This is a genomic window from Streptomyces sp. NBC_00045 (genome assembly GCF_045041095.1).
Lineage (GTDB): Bacteria > Actinomycetota > Actinomycetes > Streptomycetales > Streptomycetaceae > Streptomyces.
In genome coordinates, this window is the sequence record NZ_CP108271.1 from 1,766,612 (window position 1) to 1,780,918 (window position 14,307).

Genomic DNA, 14,307 nt, shown 5'->3' on the forward strand with positions numbered 1-14,307 from the left:
AGGGCAGAGCGGCGGACTGGAGGGAGTGCGGGCAGGGCAGGGCGGGGCCCCGCGCGGACCCCGCGACCGGGGGCCCGCACTCGTTCGGGCTACTGCCCGGCGGGCGTGTCGGTCCGCTGGCCGAGCAGCACGGCGTCTCGGCCGTCCTCCTCCTGGAGCTGGACCTTGACGGTCTCCCGCAGCGACGTGGGGAGGTTCTTGCCGACGTAGTCGGCGCGGATCGGCAGTTCGCGGTGGCCGCGGTCGACGAGGACCGCGAGCTGCACGGCGCGGGGGCGGCCGAGGTCGCCCAGGGCGTCGAGGGCGGCTCTGATGGTGCGGCCGGAGAAGAGCACGTCGTCGACGAGGACGACGAGACGGCCGTCGATGTCGTCGCCGGGGATCTCGGTGCGGCCGATCGCGCGGGCGGGCTTCATCCGCAGGTCGTCGCGGTACATGGTGATGTCCAGGGACCCGACCGGGATCTTCGTACCGGTGATCTCCTGGAGTTTGGCGGCCAGCCGGCGGGCGAGGAACACACCGCGGGTGGGGATGCCGAGGAGCACCACGTCGTCGGCGCCCTTGGCGCGTTCGACGATCTCGTGGGCGATGCGGGTCAGTACCCGCGCGATGTCCTGTGCCTCAAGCACGGGGCGCGTCGCCTCGCTGCCCTGGGCACCGGCGTTCTGAGCAGCCTGAGCGTCCATGAAAAGGACCTCCTTCTCCGCCTCACGGGACGGACCTTAAAGGACGTCTGATGTACGTGCTCCACGGTACCAGGACGATTGCGGGGACCCGGCACCGGGCCCGTGCGGGACCCCTCGTCCGTGGGCGTGCGACATCATTCGGCTTGACGCATCCAAGTAACGCTGCGTAACCTCACAGTGAGTTACCAGCCGCGCGGCGGAGCCGCACGTGGTCCATGTCGTAGCGTCCATGTCGTCACAGCGTCACAGCGTCCGGGAGCGTTATGTCCAGCGAATACGCCAAACAGCTCGGGGCCAAGCTCCGCGCCATCCGCACCCAGCAGGGCCTCTCCCTCCACGGTGTCGAGGAGAAGTCTCAGGGCCGGTGGAAGGCCGTGGTGGTCGGGTCGTACGAGCGCGGGGATCGCGCCGTGACCGTCCAGCGCCTCGCCGAGCTCGCGGACTTCTACGGAGTGCCGGTGCAGGAACTGCTGCCGGGCACGACTCCCGGCGGGGCCGCCGAGCCTCCGCCGAAGCTGCGCCTCGACCTGGAGCGCCTGGCGGGCGTGCCCGCCGAGAAGGCCGGTCCGCTGCAGCGTTACGCGGCGACCATCCAGAGCCAGCGCGGAGACTACAACGGCAAGGTGCTGTCGATCCGCCAGGACGACCTGCGCACCCTCGCCGTCATCTACGACCAGTCCCCCTCGGTCCTGACCGAGCAGCTGATCAGCTGGGGCGTGCTCGACGCGGATGCGCGTCGTGCCGTGGCGCACGAGGACATCTAGTCCGCGGGGCCAGGACCAGCAGAAACGTTACCGGCGTGGGCCGGGAGCCAGCAGTGGCTCCCGGCCCGCGCCGGTTTCGTGTGTGCCCCGGTCGTGGGCGGGCCGGTCCCGGTGCGGCCCGGGGCCCGGGGAGGGCGTCCGTGGAACGGACGGAGGGCCCGCAGCGCGCGTGCGCTGCGGGCCCTCCGTCCTCGCCGAACCGCCTGGGCTACTCGCCCCGCCGCAGGCTCGGCTTCAGGTCCTTGAAACGGGCCAGCATCCCGTTCACGAACGAGGGGGACTCGTCCGTCGAGAACTCCTTGGCCAGCTGGACGGCCTCGTCGATGGCCACGGCGTCCGGGGTCTCGTCCACCCAGATCAGCTCGTAGGCACCGAGCCGCAGGATGTTCCGGTCCGCGACCGGCATCCGGTCGAGTTCCCAGTCCACGGCGTACGTGACGATCAGGTCGTCGATGCGGTTCACCTTGTCGGCGTAACCCTCGACGAGATCCATCGTGAAGGCGCTGACGGGCGGCTGCCGGTCGTCCGACCGCGCGTGGCGGATCCAGTCCGCGAGGACCTCGCGCACGGGCACCCCGCGCTGGTCGGCCTCGAACAGGATCTGGAAGGCGCGCTTGCGTGCGTTGCTGCGGGCAGCCACGGTTAGCTGTTCACCCGGCCGAGGTAGTCGCTGGTGCGGGTGTCGACCTTGATCTTCTCGCCCGTGGTCACGAACAGCGGGACCTGGATCTCGTGGCCGGTCTCCAGGCGCGCCGGCTTGGTGCCACCGGTGGAGCGGTCGCCCTGGACGCCCGGGTCGGTGTGCTCGATGACCAGCTCGACGGCGGCCGGGAGCTCGACGTAGAGCACCTCGCCCTCGTGCTGGGCGACGGAGGCGGTGAAGCCCTCGATGAGGAAGTTGGCGGCGTCGCCGACGGCCTTCTTGTCGACCATCAGCTGGTCGAAGGTCTGCATGTCCATGAAGACGAAGTAGTCGCCGTCCATGTACGAGAACTGCATGTCACGGCGGTCGATGGTGGCCGTCTCGACCTTCGTGCCGGCGTTGAACGTCTTGTCGACGACCTTGCCGGAGAGCACGTGCTTGAGCTTGGTGCGCACGAAGGCCGGGCCCTTGCCGGGCTTGACGTGCTGGAACTCGACGACGGACCAGAGCTGGTCACCGTCGAGCTTGAGCACCATGCCGTTCTTGAGGTCGTTCGTGGAAGCCACGGTTGCGGAATCTCCTGCACTGGAAGACCACGGGTGCGCGCACAGTCCGCCGCGGCGGACTAGAGCGCGAGCAGCTCCTTGGTCGTAATGGTGAGTAGCTCGGGACCGCCGTCCGCCTCGGGGCGTACGACGAGCGTGTCATCGATCCGGACACCTCCCCGGCCCGGGAGGTGAACCCCCGGTTCGACGGTGACCGGCACGCAAGCGTCCAGTTTACCCATTGCCGTAGGTGCAAGCTGCGGGTCCTCGTCGATTTCGAGGCCGACACCGTGTCCGGTCGACGGAGCGAGGGCCTCACCGTGCCCTGCGGAGTCCAGTACGGAGCGCGCGGCGCGGTCGACCTCGCGGTACGCGGCACCGGGCACGAGCGCCTCGCGGCCCGCCCGCTGAGCCGCGAAGACGGCGTCGTAGAGCTCGATCTGCCAGTCGGCCGGGCTGGTGCCGATCACGAAGGTCCGGCCGATCTCACAGCGGTAGCCGCGGTAGTTGGCGCCGAGGCAGACGGATAGGAAGTCCCCTTCCTCGACGCGGCGGTCGGAGGGCCGGTGCCGGGAGCGGCCGGAGTTCGGCCCGGTACCGACGGAGGTCGGGAAGGCCGGCCCGTCGGCGCCGTGGTCGACCAGGCGGCGCTCCAGCTCCAGGGCCAGGTGGCGCTCGGTCCGACCCACCAGGATCGACTCCAGCAGCTCGCCGAGCGCCTGGTCGGCGATCTCCGCGGCGATCCGCAGGCAGGCGATCTCCTCCTCGTCCTTGACGAGGCGCTGCTGCTCCACGGCGGACCCCAGGTCGGCGAGCCGCAGCCCGGGGGCGACGGAGCACAGGGCCCGGTGGCGGGCGACGGTGAGGTGGTGCTCCTCGACGGCCAGCGACTCGGACCGCAGCGATCCGGCCATGTCGCCGGCCGCGACGGCGGCGTCGCTGCCGGGGCCGTCCAGTACGAAGAGCCTGAGCTGCTCGTCGAGGCGGCCCTCCTCGGCTTCGCCGCTGGGCGGGCCGACGGTGAAGAGCACGTCCTCGCCGCCCGGCCCGACGAGCAGGACGGCGCCCGGCGGGGAAGCTCCGGCGAGGTAGCGGACGTTCGCCGGACGCGTGATCAGTGCGGCGGCGTTCCCGGCGGCGGCACAGCGGTCGCGAAGCAGGCCCCTGCGGGCCGCGTACACGTCTGACATGTCTTCGAGCGTACGAGCGCCCCGCGCATCCGGCCTGGTGAGCGCATCCGTACGGGGGCGGGGCGGGGGCGGGCGGCGCCGCCCGTCCCCGCCCCCGCCCGGCCCGGAACCGGTCAGCTCCTGACGTACGCGGCGAGGTGCTCGCCGGTGCGGGTGGAACGGTCGGCGACCAGCTCGGCGGGGGTGCCCTCGAAGACGATCCGGCCGCCGTCGTGGCCCGCACCCGGCCCCAGGTCGATGATCCAGTCGGCGTGCGCCATGACCGCCTGGTGGTGCTCGACGACGATGACCGACTTCCCGGAGTCGACGAGCCGGTCGAGCAGACCGAGCAGCTGCTCGACGTCGGCGAGGTGCAGGCCGGCGGTGGGCTCGTCGAGCACGTAGACGCCACCCTTCTCGGCCATGTGGGTCGCCAGCTTGAGCCGCTGCCGCTCGCCGCCGGAGAGCGTCGTGAGCGGCTGCCCGATGGTGAGGTAGCCGAGGCCCACGTCGGCGAGGCGCGCGACGATGCGGTGCGCGGCCGGGAGGTGTCCTTCGCCGGCGCCGAAGAACTCCTCGGCCTCGGTCACCGACATCGCGAGGACCTCGCTGATGTCACGGCCGCCGAAGTGGTAGTCGAGGACCGATGCATCGAACCGCCTGCCCTCGCACTCCTCACAGGTCGAGGCGACCCCGGCCATCATCGCCAGATCCGTGTAGATGACACCGGCGCCGTTGCAGGTCGGGCAGGCGCCCTCGGAGTTGGCGCTGAACAGCGCAGGCTTCACCCCGTTGACCTTCGCGAACGCCTTGCGGATCGGGTCGAGCAGCCCGGTGTACGTCGCCGGATTGCTGCGCCGGGACCCCTTGATGGCTCCCTGGTCGACCGAGACGACGCCCGCGCCGGCCGCCCCCGACTGCCGGGGCAACGAGCCGTGCACGAGGGAGCTCTTGCCCGAGCCCGCGACGCCCGTGACGACCGCGAGGACCCCGAGCGGGATGTCGACGTCGACGTCGCGCAGGTTGTGGGCGGTGGCCCCCCGGATCTCCAGGGAGCCGGTGGGCTTGCGCACCGTCTCCTTGACCTTGGCCCGGTCGTCGAAGTGCCGGCCGGTGATGGTGCCGCCGGTGCGCAGTCCTTCGACGGTGCCCTCGAAGCAGACGGTGCCGCCCCCGGAACCGGCGCCGGGGCCGAGGTCGACGACGTGGTCGGCGATCGCGATCGTCTCCGGCTTGTGTTCCACGACGAGAACCGTGTTGCCCTTGTCCCGCAGCCGCAGCAGCAGGCCGTTCATCCGCTGGATGTCGTGGGGGTGCAGGCCGGTGGTGGGCTCGTCGAAGACGTACGTGACGTCGGTGAGCGAGGAGCCGAGGTGCCGGATCATCTTCACGCGCTGCGCCTCGCCGCCCGACAGCGTGCCCGACGGCCGGTCGAGGGAGAGGTAGCCGAGGCCGATCTCCACGAACGAGTCGAGGGTCCCCAGGAGCGTCGCGAGCAGCGGCCCCACGGAGGGCTCGTCGAGTCCGCGGATCCATTCGGCCAGGTCCCGGACCTCCATCGCGCACAGGTCGGCGATGTTCTTGCCCTTGATCTTCGAGGAGCGCGCGCCCTCGTTGAGGCGGGTGCCCTCGCAGTCGGGGCAGGTGGTGAAGGTGACGGCCCGCTCCACGAACGCCCGGACGTGCGGCTGCATGGACTCCTTGTCCTTGGACAGCATCGACTTCTGGACGCGCGGGATCAGGCCCTCGTACGTCATGTTGATGCCCGCGATCTTCATGCGGGTCGGTTCGCGGTGGAGGAGGTCCTGCAGTTCCTTCTTGGTGAACTTGGCGATCGGTTTGTCCGGGTCGAAGAAGCCCGACTCGATGTAGAGGCGGGAGTTCCAGCCGCCCCCGGTGTACCCGGGGATCGTGAACGCGCCCTCGTTCAGGGACTTGGAGTCGTCGTAGAGCTGTGTCAGGTCGATGTCGGTGACCGCGCCCCGGCCTTCGCAGCGCGGGCACATGCCTCCGGTGATGCTGAAGCTGCGCCTCTCCTTGACCTCCTGGCCGGCGCGCCGGACGGTGACCGCGCCGGCGCCGCTGATCGAGGCGACGTTGAAGGAGAACGCCTTGGCCGAGCCGATGTGCGGCGTGCCGAGCCGGCTGAAGAGGATGCGCAGCATGGCGTTGACGTCGGTGGCGGTACCGACCGTGGAGCGCGGGTCCCCGCCCATCCGCTGCTGGTCGACGGTGATCACCGTGGTCAGACCGTCGAGTACGTCGGCCTCGGGGCGGGCCAGGGTCGGCATGAAGCCCTGTACGAAGGCGCTGTACGTCTCGTTGATCAGCCGCTGCGACTCCGCGGCGATCGTGTCGAACACCAGCGAGCTCTTGCCCGAGCCGGAGACACCGGTGAACACCGTCAGCCGGCGCTTGGGGATCTCGATGCTGACGTCCTTGAGGTTGTTCACGCGCGCGCCGTGCACGCGGATCAGGTCGTGGCTGTCGGCATCGTGCGGTGCGGGCCTGGCCTTGCTCATCGTGTCTCCGTCCGTCGGGTCGGGCAGCGTGGCTCGATCCAACCAGCTGCGCTGGGCGTGCTCACTCACTGGTCCTGGAGCAGCCCGAGGACGTTGCCGTCGGGGTCGGTGAAGGTGGCCACGAGGCGCCCGCCGCCGACGTCGTGCGCGGCGTCCTTCACGGTGGCGCCCGCGGCGGTCACCTCGGCCAGCTTGGCCTCGATGTCCGGCACGTGCCAGTACGCGACCGGAGAGGCCATCCCCTGTGCGGCGCCGCCGGGGACGAGCCCGATGTGCTGGCCGCCGACCTCGAAGCCGACGTAGTACGGCTCGTCGGTCTGCGGCTTCACGCCGAGCAGCGCGGTGTACACGTCCTTGGCGGCGGCCAGGTCGGAGACGGGGTGCAGAACGGTCTTGATGCCGAGGGTGGAAGACATGGTCACTCCTGGGGTGAGGGGTCCGGGAACCGCCTCGTGGCGGCCCCGATGTCCATGCCGATCACGCTAGCCGCGGCATCGGCCCCCACGCTTCTCGAATCCTGATCGGTCCGCGGCACCAGCCGGGAACTCTTTGGCGCGCCCTAGAAGGCGGGGGTGCCGAGGGTGCGGGCGAGGGCTTCGTCGAGGGCTCGGGAGGTGGCTTCCACGTCCAGGTCCGAGTTGTCGATGATGGGCAGGCCGGAGCCGTACCAGCCCGCCATCCGACCGTGGATCCGGGCGACCTCCTCGTCCGAGAGGCGCCGGTTCCCCGAGCGGGCCGCGTTGCGCTCCAGGACGATCTCCAGGCCGGGCAGGAGGACGACCGGCAGCAGGGCGGGGCCGACGTGGCGCTTCCAGCCGCCGAGGCCGACCACCGGCCGGTCCGGGAAGACGGCGTCGTCGAGGATGCAGGAGATCCCGTTGGCCAGGAAGTTGCGGGCGGCGAAGCCGCAGGTGCGGCGGGCCAGGCGGTACTGGGCTTCCGAGTGGTCGTTCCAGCCCGCCTGGGGGTCGGCGAAGCCCGAGCACACCCATTCGCGGACGTCGTCGAGGCTCACGTGTGCGGTGGGCACCGGCCGGGTGCTCGCCCAGTGCCGGGCCACCGTGGTCTTGCCCGCGCCCGCCGGGCCGATCAGCAGCACGGCCAGGGTGGCCCCGCCGGTACCGGCCACCGCGGGCGGCAGCGGAATGTGCCCCGTGGCCTCCGGGCCGGGGGGCGGTCCCTGCGGCGGCGCGGCCGGCGGCACCGGCACCGGCCACCCCTGTGCAGGGGGTATGGGCGGTTGCGGGGGCACGGCCGGATGATGCCCCGGATGCCCCCAGCCCGCGCTACCGCCCCCCACTCCGTGCTGCATCCGCTGCCACTCCGTCTCGTTCCACCGACTGATGCGAGAACGTTATATGACCACGGGGGCCGGGCCTCCCACCAGCACCGTCAGAGCGCGACTTCGTCCGCCAGTGCGTGCAGCGCCAGCCGGTACGAGCCAATGCCGAAGCCCGCCACCGTGCCGGTCGCCACGGAGGCGATGACCGACGTGTGCCGGAACTCCTCGCGGGCGTACGGGTTCGAGATGTGCACCTCGATCAGCGGCGCGGTGCGCTGCGCCGCCGCGTCCCGCATGGCATACGAGTAGTGCGTGAAGGCACCCGGGTTGATCACGACCGGAATCTTGCCGTCCGCCGCCTCGTGCAGCCAGCGCACGAGCTCGCCCTCATCGTTGGTCTCGCGGACCTCGACGTCGAAGCCGAGTTCCGCGCCCAGCGAGCGGCAGCTCTCCACGAGCCCGGTGTACGAGGTGGCCCCGTACACGTCGGGCTCGCGCGACCCGAGCCGGCCCAGGTTCGGGCCGTTCAGCACCAACACCTTGCGGCTCACGCGGACACCTCGCCGTACGCGGCGATCAGGTGGGCCGGGTCGGGGCCCTCCAGGACGGTGGGCTTGCCCAAGCCGTCCAGGACGATGAAGCGCAGCAGGTTGCCGCGGGACTTCTTGTCGACCTGCATGGTCTGCAGCAGCTTGGGCCACTGGTCGCCGCGGTAGGTCAGCGGCAGCCCGACGGCGGCCAGGATCTCCCGGTGCCGGTCGGCCGTCGCGTCGTCGAGGCGGCCCGCGAGCCGGCCGAGCTCGGCCGCGAAGACCATGCCGACCGACACGGCGGCGCCGTGCCGCCACTTGTAGCGCTCGTTCTTCTCGATGGCGTGCGCGAGGGTGTGCCCGTAGTTGAGGATCTCCCGCAGGCCCGATTCCTTCAGGTCGCTGGAGACGACGTCCGCCTTGACCTGGATCGAGCGCACGATGAGTTCCGCGGTGTGCGGGCCGTCGGGCGTGCGGGCCGCCGCCGGGTCCTCCTCGATGAGGTCGAGGATCACCGGGTCGGAGATGAACCCGGCCTTGATGATCTCGGCGAGGCCGCTGACATAGTCGTTGACGGGCAGCGAGTCCAGCGCGGCCAGGTCGCACAGGACGCCGGCCGGCGGGTGGAAGGAGCCGACCAGGTTCTTGCCCTCGGCGGTGTTGATGCCGGTCTTGCCGCCGACGGCCGCGTCGACCATCGCCAGGACGGTGGTCGGTACGGCGATCCAGCGCACCCCGCGCAGCCAGGTGGCCGCGACGAAGCCCGCGAGGTCGGTGGTGGCGCCGCCGCCGACGCCGACGATCACGTCGGTGCGGGTGAAGCCGGACTGGCCGAGGGCCTTCCAGCAGTACGCGGCGACCTCGACCGTCTTGGCCTCCTCGGCGTTCGGCACCTGGATGGCGACCGCCTCGTAGCCCTGCTCGGCCAGGTCGTCGCGCAGCGCCTCGCCGGTCGAGGCCAGCGCCTCGGGGTGGATCACGGCGACCCGCTGGGCCTTCGTACCGATCAGTGTGCCGAGCTCGCCGAGCAGCTGCCGGCCGACCAGCACGTCGTACGCTTCGTGTCCGGCGCTGGCGCCGACCTGGATCCGCGTCACCTGGTCTGTCATACGTCCTTCAACTCCAGAGCGTCGAGGACCGCCTGGGCGACCTCTTCGGGGGTGCGGTCGTCGGTGGCCACGACGACGCGCGCGACTTCGGTGTACAGGGGGCGGCGGGCTTCCATCAGTTCGCGCCACTGGCGGCGCGGGTTGACGGCGAGCAGCGGGCGCGCTGCGCCCAGGCCGACGCGCCGGACGGCTTCCTCGACGTCCATCGACAGGTAGGCGACGGGCAGGCCGGCCAGCAACTCCCGGGTGCCCGCGTCGAGGACGGCGCCGCCGCCGAGGGCGAGGATTCCGGTGTGCTCGGCGAGGGCGGCGGCGACCGCCTGCCGCTCCAGCTCACGGAAGTACGGCTCGCCCTCGTCGACGAAGAGGTCCGAGATCTCGCGGCCCTGGGCCGCGACGATGTCGGCGTCGGTGTCCCGGTAGGGGACGCCGAGCCGTTCGGCGAGCAGCGACCCCACCGTGGACTTGCCGGAGCCCATGGGCCCGACGAGGACGACCAGTGGCCGGCCCGTCACCGGATCTGCAGGTTGTCGAGGTAGGACTGGACGTTGCGGCGGGTCTCGGGGACCGAGTCGCCGCCGAACTTCTCGACCAGGGCGTCGGCGAGCACGAGCGCGACCATGGCCTCGGCGACGATGCCCGCGGCGGGCACGGCGCAGACGTCGGAGCGCTGGTGGTGCGCGGCGGCGGCCTCGCCGGTCGCCACGTCGATCGTGGCGAGGGCCTTCGGGACCGTCGCGATGGGCTTCATGGCGGCCCGTACGCGCAGCAGCTCGCCGGTGGTCAGGCCGCCCTCGGTGCCGCCGGAGCGGCCGGAGGTGCGCTTGATGCCCTCGGGGGTGGAGACGATCTCGTCGTGCGCCTGCGAGCCGGGCACGCGGGCCAGCTCGAAGCCGTCGCCGACCTCGACGCCCTTGATGGCCTGGATGCCCATGAGGGCGGCGGCGAGGCGGGCGTCGAGGCGGCGGTCCCAGTGGACGTGGGAGCCGAGGCCGACGGGCACGCCGTAGGCGAGGACCTCGACGACGCCGCCGAGGGTGTCGCCGTCCTTGTGGGCCTGGTCGATCTCCGCGACCATCGCCTTCGACGCGTCGGCGTCGAGGCAGCGCACCGGGTCGGCGTCGAGCTTCTCGACGTCGGCGGGGGTCGGGTAGACGCCGTAGGGGGCCTTGGCCGAGGCGAGCTCCACGACGTGGGAGACGATCTCGATGCCGGCGGCCTCCTTGAGGAAGGACCGGGCGACGGCGCCGAGGGCGACACGGGCCGCCGTCTCACGGGCGCTGGCGCGCTCCAGGATCGGACGGGCCTCGGAGAAGCCGTACTTCTGCATGCCCGCGAGGTCTGCGTGGCCGGGGCGGGGGCGGGTCAGCGGCGCGTTGCGGCCGGTTTCCTTGAGTAGCGAGGGGTCGACCGGGTCGGCCGACATGACGGTCTCCCACTTCGGCCACTCGGTGTTGCCGATCATCACTGCGACCGGGGAACCCTGCGAGAGCCCGTGGCGGACACCGCCGAGGAAGGTGATCTCGTCCTGCTCGAACTTCATCCGGGCACCGCGGCCATAGCCGAGCCGGCGCCGGGCCAGGTGGTCCGCCACCAGCTCGGTGGTGACCGGGACGCCGGCGGGAAGGCCCTCCAGCGTGGCCACCAGTGCCGGTCCGTGCGACTCTCCCGCGGTCAGCCAACGCAACCTGCTCAACGATGCTCCTCATGCTCGCGCCTGGTACTGCGGTGGCGCGGCCGGGTGCTCGGCCCGGACCCGCCACACCCGATCCTCCCATGTCCGGGCCGGTGCACCGCCCTCCGGTCCAGCTGGCGGACGGTGGTGCACCCGTGGCAACCCTGGCGGGTCGGGCCCCGCACGAGCAAGATCGACCCGCTCAGTGCATCAGGTGTGCGGCGGGAATCAGTGACGGGTGCGCAGCGCGGCCTCGCCCGCGGCCCGCATGGCGGCCAGCGGGGCGGTGTGGCGGCCGGTCATCTGCTCGACCTGGAGCACCGCCTGGTGGACGAGGAGGTCCAACCCGCCGAGCAGCCGGCCGTCGTGCTGCGACCAGGACGCCGCGAGGGCGGTCGGCCACGGGTCGTACAGCACGTCGAACAGGGTTCCCGCCCCGCCGGCCGGTACGTGGTCCGCCAGCCAGTCCGTGGCGCGTGCCGGGGTGGTCGCGATGACCAGCGGTGCACCGAGCCCGTCCGCGGCGTCCGCCCAGTCGGCCGTGCGGACGGCCACGTCCAGGCGCTCGCCCCACTCCTGCATCTCGTCGGCGCGGGCCTTGGAGCGTACGTACACCGTGACCTCGCCGGAGCAGATCCGGGCGAGCGCGGCCAGCGCGGAGGAGGCGGTGGCACCGGCACCGAGGATGGTGGCGCTCCCCACCTCGTCGACACCGCGCTCGTGGAGCGCGGAGACGATCCCGGGGATGTCGGTGTTGTCACCGAGGCGCCTGCCGTCCTTGGTCAGGACGACCGTGTTGACCGCCTCGACCGAGGCGGCGGTGTCGCTGATGCCGTCGAGCAGCGGGATGATCGCGCGCTTGAGCGGCATCGTCAGGGACAGCCCGGCCCACTCGGGGCCGAGGCCGGCGACGAACTGCGGGAGCGCGGCCTCGTCTATCTCGAAACGGTCGTACGACCAGTCGTCGAGGCCGAGCTCCTGGTAGGCGGCGCGGTGCAGCACCGGTGAGAGGGAGTGCTCGATCGGTGAACCGAGCACGGCTGCGCGTATCACTGCCCTGCTGCCTTCTTCCGTTCCTCTTCGTACCGCTGGCGGTTCCGGTTGTGCTCTTCGTTCGTCACGGCGAAGAGCGTCTCGTTCTCGTTCACCGACACGAAGTAGTACCACGGGCCGGTGGCCGGGTTGATCGCCGACTTGAGTGCGTCGGGGCCCGGGTTGCCGATCGGTCCGGCCGGCAGGCCCTTGATCTTGTAGGTGTTGTACGGGTCGTCGATCTTGCGGAGGTCGTTGACTGAACCGACGTCCAGGGTGCTCGAACCCTTGATGTAGTTGACCGTGGAGTCGAAGTCGAGCAGACCGTAGGTCTCGGTGTTGCCCGGCTTGAGCCGGTTGTAGACGACCCGGGAGATCTTGTCGAAGTCGTGCTGGTACTTGCCCTCGGCCTGGACGAGGCTCGCGACGGTGACGAGCTGGAGCGGGTTCGCCAGGCCCAGCTTCGACGCCTGCCCCTTGAGGTCGGCGCTCGCGTAGGCCTGGTTGGACTTGGTGACCATCTGCTTGAGCATCGACTCGGGGGTCGCGTCCTTGCTGAGGTCGTAGCGGGCCGGGTAGAGGAATCCTTCCAGCGGGTCCTTGATGTCCTTGTTGCTGTTGGCCCAGTCGGGCAGACCGAGGTTCTTCGCCTCCTTGACGGCGATGTCCTTGGTCGTGCCCTCCTTGAGCTTGAGCTTCTCGTCGATGGCCTTGTAGACCTGGGCGTTCTTCCAGCCGGGAATGACGTCGAGGGCGTTGATTCCGGCGCCGTTGACCATGAGGTCTACGGCCGCCTTGCCCGACATGTGCTCCTTCATCACGTAGGAGCCCGCCTGGATCGCGCCGCCCTTGGGGTTGGCCTTGGCGGCGGCGACGAACGCGTCCGCGCTCTTGACGACCCCGTGCGCCTTGAGGATGCGGCCCATCTCGCCGATGCCGGTGTTCTTGGGGATGTCGATGGAGACCGAGCCCTCGCCCTCGCCGGCGTAGTCCTCGCCGGTGGTGAACTTGGACTTGATGTAGTCGTAGCCGTAGTAGCCGCCACCGCCGAGGACGGCCACGATCACCACGGCTGCGATCAGGCACGCCGCGCCCTTGCGGCCCTTGGGCTTGCCCTTCGAGCGGCCGCGGCGCCCGCCGCCGTCCGGCTCCTCGGAATCGTCTTCGCCGCCGGGCAGGATCGAGGAGGCCTCCTCGGCCGGTTCCTCGGCGTATTCCGGTTCCGGTTCCTCTTCGGCGACCAGGTGGCGGCGGCCCGGGGGCTGCGGCGGCGGGTACGCCTCGGCCGTGCCGTAGAGGTCGGGGGCCTCGCCCGGGTAGCCGCCGACGGGCTGCTGGGCGTACGGGTCCGCGCCCAGGTACGGGTCGGCCTGCGGGACGGCGGCGTACGGGGTCTGGCCGGTGTCCCAGCCCTGGCCGTCGTAAACCGGCTGCTGGGGCTGCTGGGGCTGCTGGGGCTGCTGGGGCTGCCCGTGCATCTGCTGCTGGTGCGCCTGGTGGGGCTGCTGCGGGGCATAACCCTGCTGCTGCCCCGGGTACTGCCCCTGCTGCACGTACTGCCCTTGCTGCACGTACTGCTGGTACTGCGGGTCCTGCTGGTACTGCGGCTCCTGCGGATACTGCTGCTGGGGGCCACCTGCGTAGGGCATCTGAGCCTGCTGGGCCTCGTGCCCGGTCCACCCCTGGTCCCCGTACAAGGGGTCCTCGGGGTGCCACGGTTCGGGGCCACGGCCCCGGCCATACTCAGTCATCGGTCCCCTAGAGCCGCGAGACGGAGGCAACGGCTACGTCCGCCGCGGCACCCGGTTCCGCCTCTGAAGTGGTGGGCGACGACTGTTCGAATGCCGCCGCATCGCGCGGAACGTTACCGTATCGCGATCAGACAACCACTTCGACGCACTCACCGGGCGGATTACCTGATACCCGTTCGGTCTCAAGAGCGTTCTGAAGGATCACCACAGCGGCCGCCTGGTCGATCACCGAACGGCCCTTCTTCGCGTTCCTCCCCGAGGCCCGCAGCCCCTGGGCGGCGGTGACCGTGGTCATCCGCTCGTCCACCAGACGGACCGTCACCGGCTTGATCCCCTTGGCGAGTTCCGTGGCGAAGACGCGCACCTTGGCCGCGGCCGGCCCCTCCCGCCCGCTGAGCGAGCGGGGCAGGCCGACCACGACTTCCAGGGGTTCGTATTCCTCGACGAGCTGCCGCAGCCGCCGGTGGGCGAAGGGGATGTCCCGGCCCGGAACGGTTTCCACCGGTGTGGCCAACACCCCGTCGGGGTCGCAGGAGGCGACCCCGATCCGGGCGTCCCCGACATCGATGGCCAGACGGCGGCCGCGGCGCAGAGTCATG

At 71.0% G+C, this 14,307-nt stretch carries 15 protein-coding genes; 1 reads left to right on the forward strand and 14 read right to left on the reverse strand.

All coding sequences use genetic code 11. The annotated features are described in order from the left end of the window. Nucleotides 1-89: 89 nt before the first annotated feature. A complete protein-coding gene (gene pyrR, locus OHA65_RS08365; protein WP_405761691.1) occupies nucleotides 90-686 on the reverse strand; it encodes a bifunctional pyr operon transcriptional regulator/uracil phosphoribosyltransferase PyrR in 597 nt (198 codons plus the stop codon). Between the two features lie 263 nt (nucleotides 687-949). Here pyrR and bldD point away from each other — a divergent pair, with 263 nt between their 5' ends. Continuing rightward, nucleotides 950-1,450, forward strand: a complete 501-nt coding sequence (gene bldD / locus OHA65_RS08370; RefSeq protein WP_007263032.1) for a transcriptional regulator BldD — start codon at nucleotides 950-952, stop codon at nucleotides 1,448-1,450. A gap of 208 nt (nucleotides 1,451-1,658) precedes the next feature. On the opposite strand, the gene nusB is transcribed toward bldD, so the two are convergent. From nusB to ruvX, 13 genes are all read right to left on the reverse strand, one after another. Continuing rightward, complete coding sequence (gene nusB, locus OHA65_RS08375; protein ID WP_327282499.1) at nucleotides 1,659-2,090, reverse strand: transcription antitermination factor NusB; 432 nt, start codon at nucleotides 2,088-2,090, stop codon at nucleotides 1,659-1,661. A gap of 2 nt (nucleotides 2,091-2,092) precedes the next feature. Next, nucleotides 2,093-2,659: an elongation factor P gene (efp, locus tag OHA65_RS08380; RefSeq protein ID WP_327282500.1), complete on the reverse strand. Its 567-nt coding sequence runs from the start codon at nucleotides 2,657-2,659 to the stop codon at nucleotides 2,093-2,095. 59 nt (nucleotides 2,660-2,718) lie between these two features. After that, entirely contained in the window at nucleotides 2,719-3,828 is a 1,110-nt protein-coding gene (locus OHA65_RS08385) for an aminopeptidase P family protein (RefSeq protein ID WP_327282501.1), read from the reverse strand. 113 nt (nucleotides 3,829-3,941) lie between these two features. Next, a complete protein-coding gene (locus OHA65_RS08390) occupies nucleotides 3,942-6,329 on the reverse strand; it encodes an ATP-binding cassette domain-containing protein (protein ID WP_405761693.1) in 2,388 nt (795 codons plus the stop codon). A 65-nt stretch (nucleotides 6,330-6,394) separates the two neighbouring features. Next, a complete protein-coding gene (locus OHA65_RS08395) occupies nucleotides 6,395-6,745 on the reverse strand; it encodes a VOC family protein (RefSeq protein WP_371646316.1) in 351 nt (116 codons plus the stop codon). Between the two features lie 143 nt (nucleotides 6,746-6,888). After that, on the reverse strand, nucleotides 6,889-7,641 hold the full coding sequence (locus OHA65_RS08400; RefSeq protein WP_327282504.1) for an AAA family ATPase: 753 nt from the start codon (nucleotides 7,639-7,641) through the stop codon (nucleotides 6,889-6,891). An 80-nt stretch (nucleotides 7,642-7,721) separates the two neighbouring features. Next, the gene (aroQ, locus tag OHA65_RS08405; RefSeq protein ID WP_327282505.1) at nucleotides 7,722-8,162 is read right to left on the reverse strand and encodes a type II 3-dehydroquinate dehydratase; all 441 of its coding nucleotides are present in this window, start codon (nucleotides 8,160-8,162) and stop codon (nucleotides 7,722-7,724) included. Next, nucleotides 8,159-9,250 carry a 3-dehydroquinate synthase gene (aroB, locus tag OHA65_RS08410; RefSeq protein WP_327282506.1) on the reverse strand — a complete coding sequence of 364 codons (1,092 nt, stop codon included), beginning with the start codon at nucleotides 9,248-9,250 and terminating at the stop codon, nucleotides 8,159-8,161. Before aroB ends, aroQ begins: the two co-directional genes overlap by 4 nt. Next, nucleotides 9,247-9,765 carry a shikimate kinase gene (locus tag OHA65_RS08415; protein WP_327282507.1) on the reverse strand — a complete coding sequence of 173 codons (519 nt, stop codon included), beginning with the start codon at nucleotides 9,763-9,765 and terminating at the stop codon, nucleotides 9,247-9,249. Before OHA65_RS08415 ends, aroB begins: the two co-directional genes overlap by 4 nt. After that, nucleotides 9,762-10,946, reverse strand: coding sequence for a chorismate synthase (aroC, locus tag OHA65_RS08420; RefSeq protein ID WP_327282508.1), 1,185 nt, complete (start codon nucleotides 10,944-10,946; stop codon nucleotides 9,762-9,764). The genes OHA65_RS08415 and aroC overlap by 4 nt, the downstream gene beginning before the upstream one ends. A gap of 207 nt (nucleotides 10,947-11,153) precedes the next feature. Then, nucleotides 11,154-11,978: a shikimate dehydrogenase gene (locus OHA65_RS08425; protein WP_327282509.1), complete on the reverse strand. Its 825-nt coding sequence runs from the start codon at nucleotides 11,976-11,978 to the stop codon at nucleotides 11,154-11,156. After that, on the reverse strand, nucleotides 11,975-13,708 hold the full coding sequence (gene mltG / locus OHA65_RS08430) for an endolytic transglycosylase MltG (RefSeq protein WP_327282510.1): 1,734 nt from the start codon (nucleotides 13,706-13,708) through the stop codon (nucleotides 11,975-11,977). The genes OHA65_RS08425 and mltG overlap by 4 nt, the downstream gene beginning before the upstream one ends. Before the next feature lie 127 nt (nucleotides 13,709-13,835). Beyond that, nucleotides 13,836-14,306, reverse strand: coding sequence for a Holliday junction resolvase RuvX (gene ruvX, locus OHA65_RS08435; protein ID WP_327282511.1), 471 nt, complete (start codon nucleotides 14,304-14,306; stop codon nucleotides 13,836-13,838). Nucleotide 14,307 lies beyond the last annotated feature (1 nt).

What these genes read in the sequence shown, in the direction of transcription:
- pyrR (WP_405761691.1), bottom strand. Translation starts at nt 686, where the DNA reads ATGGACGCTCAGGCTGCTCAGAACGCCGGTGCCCAGGGCAGCGAGGCG.
- bldD (WP_007263032.1), top strand. Translation starts at nt 950, where the DNA reads ATGTCCAGCGAATACGCCAAACAGCTCGGGGCCAAGCTCCGCGCCATC.
- OHA65_RS08385 (WP_327282501.1), bottom strand. Translation starts at nt 3,828, where the DNA reads ATGTCAGACGTGTACGCGGCCCGCAGGGGCCTGCTTCGCGACCGCTGT.
- OHA65_RS08390 (WP_405761693.1), bottom strand. Translation starts at nt 6,329, where the DNA reads ATGAGCAAGGCCAGGCCCGCACCGCACGATGCCGACAGCCACGACCTG.
- OHA65_RS08395 (WP_371646316.1), bottom strand. Translation starts at nt 6,745, where the DNA reads ATGTCTTCCACCCTCGGCATCAAGACCGTTCTGCACCCCGTCTCCGAC.
- OHA65_RS08400 (WP_327282504.1), bottom strand. Translation starts at nt 7,641, where the DNA reads ATGCAGCACGGAGTGGGGGGCGGTAGCGCGGGCTGGGGGCATCCGGGG.
- aroB (WP_327282506.1), bottom strand. Translation starts at nt 9,250, where the DNA reads ATGACAGACCAGGTGACGCGGATCCAGGTCGGCGCCAGCGCCGGACAC.
- mltG (WP_327282510.1), bottom strand. Translation starts at nt 13,708, where the DNA reads ATGACTGAGTATGGCCGGGGCCGTGGCCCCGAACCGTGGCACCCCGAG.
- ruvX (WP_327282511.1), bottom strand. Translation starts at nt 14,306, where the DNA reads ATGACTCTGCGCCGCGGCCGCCGTCTGGCCATCGATGTCGGGGACGCC.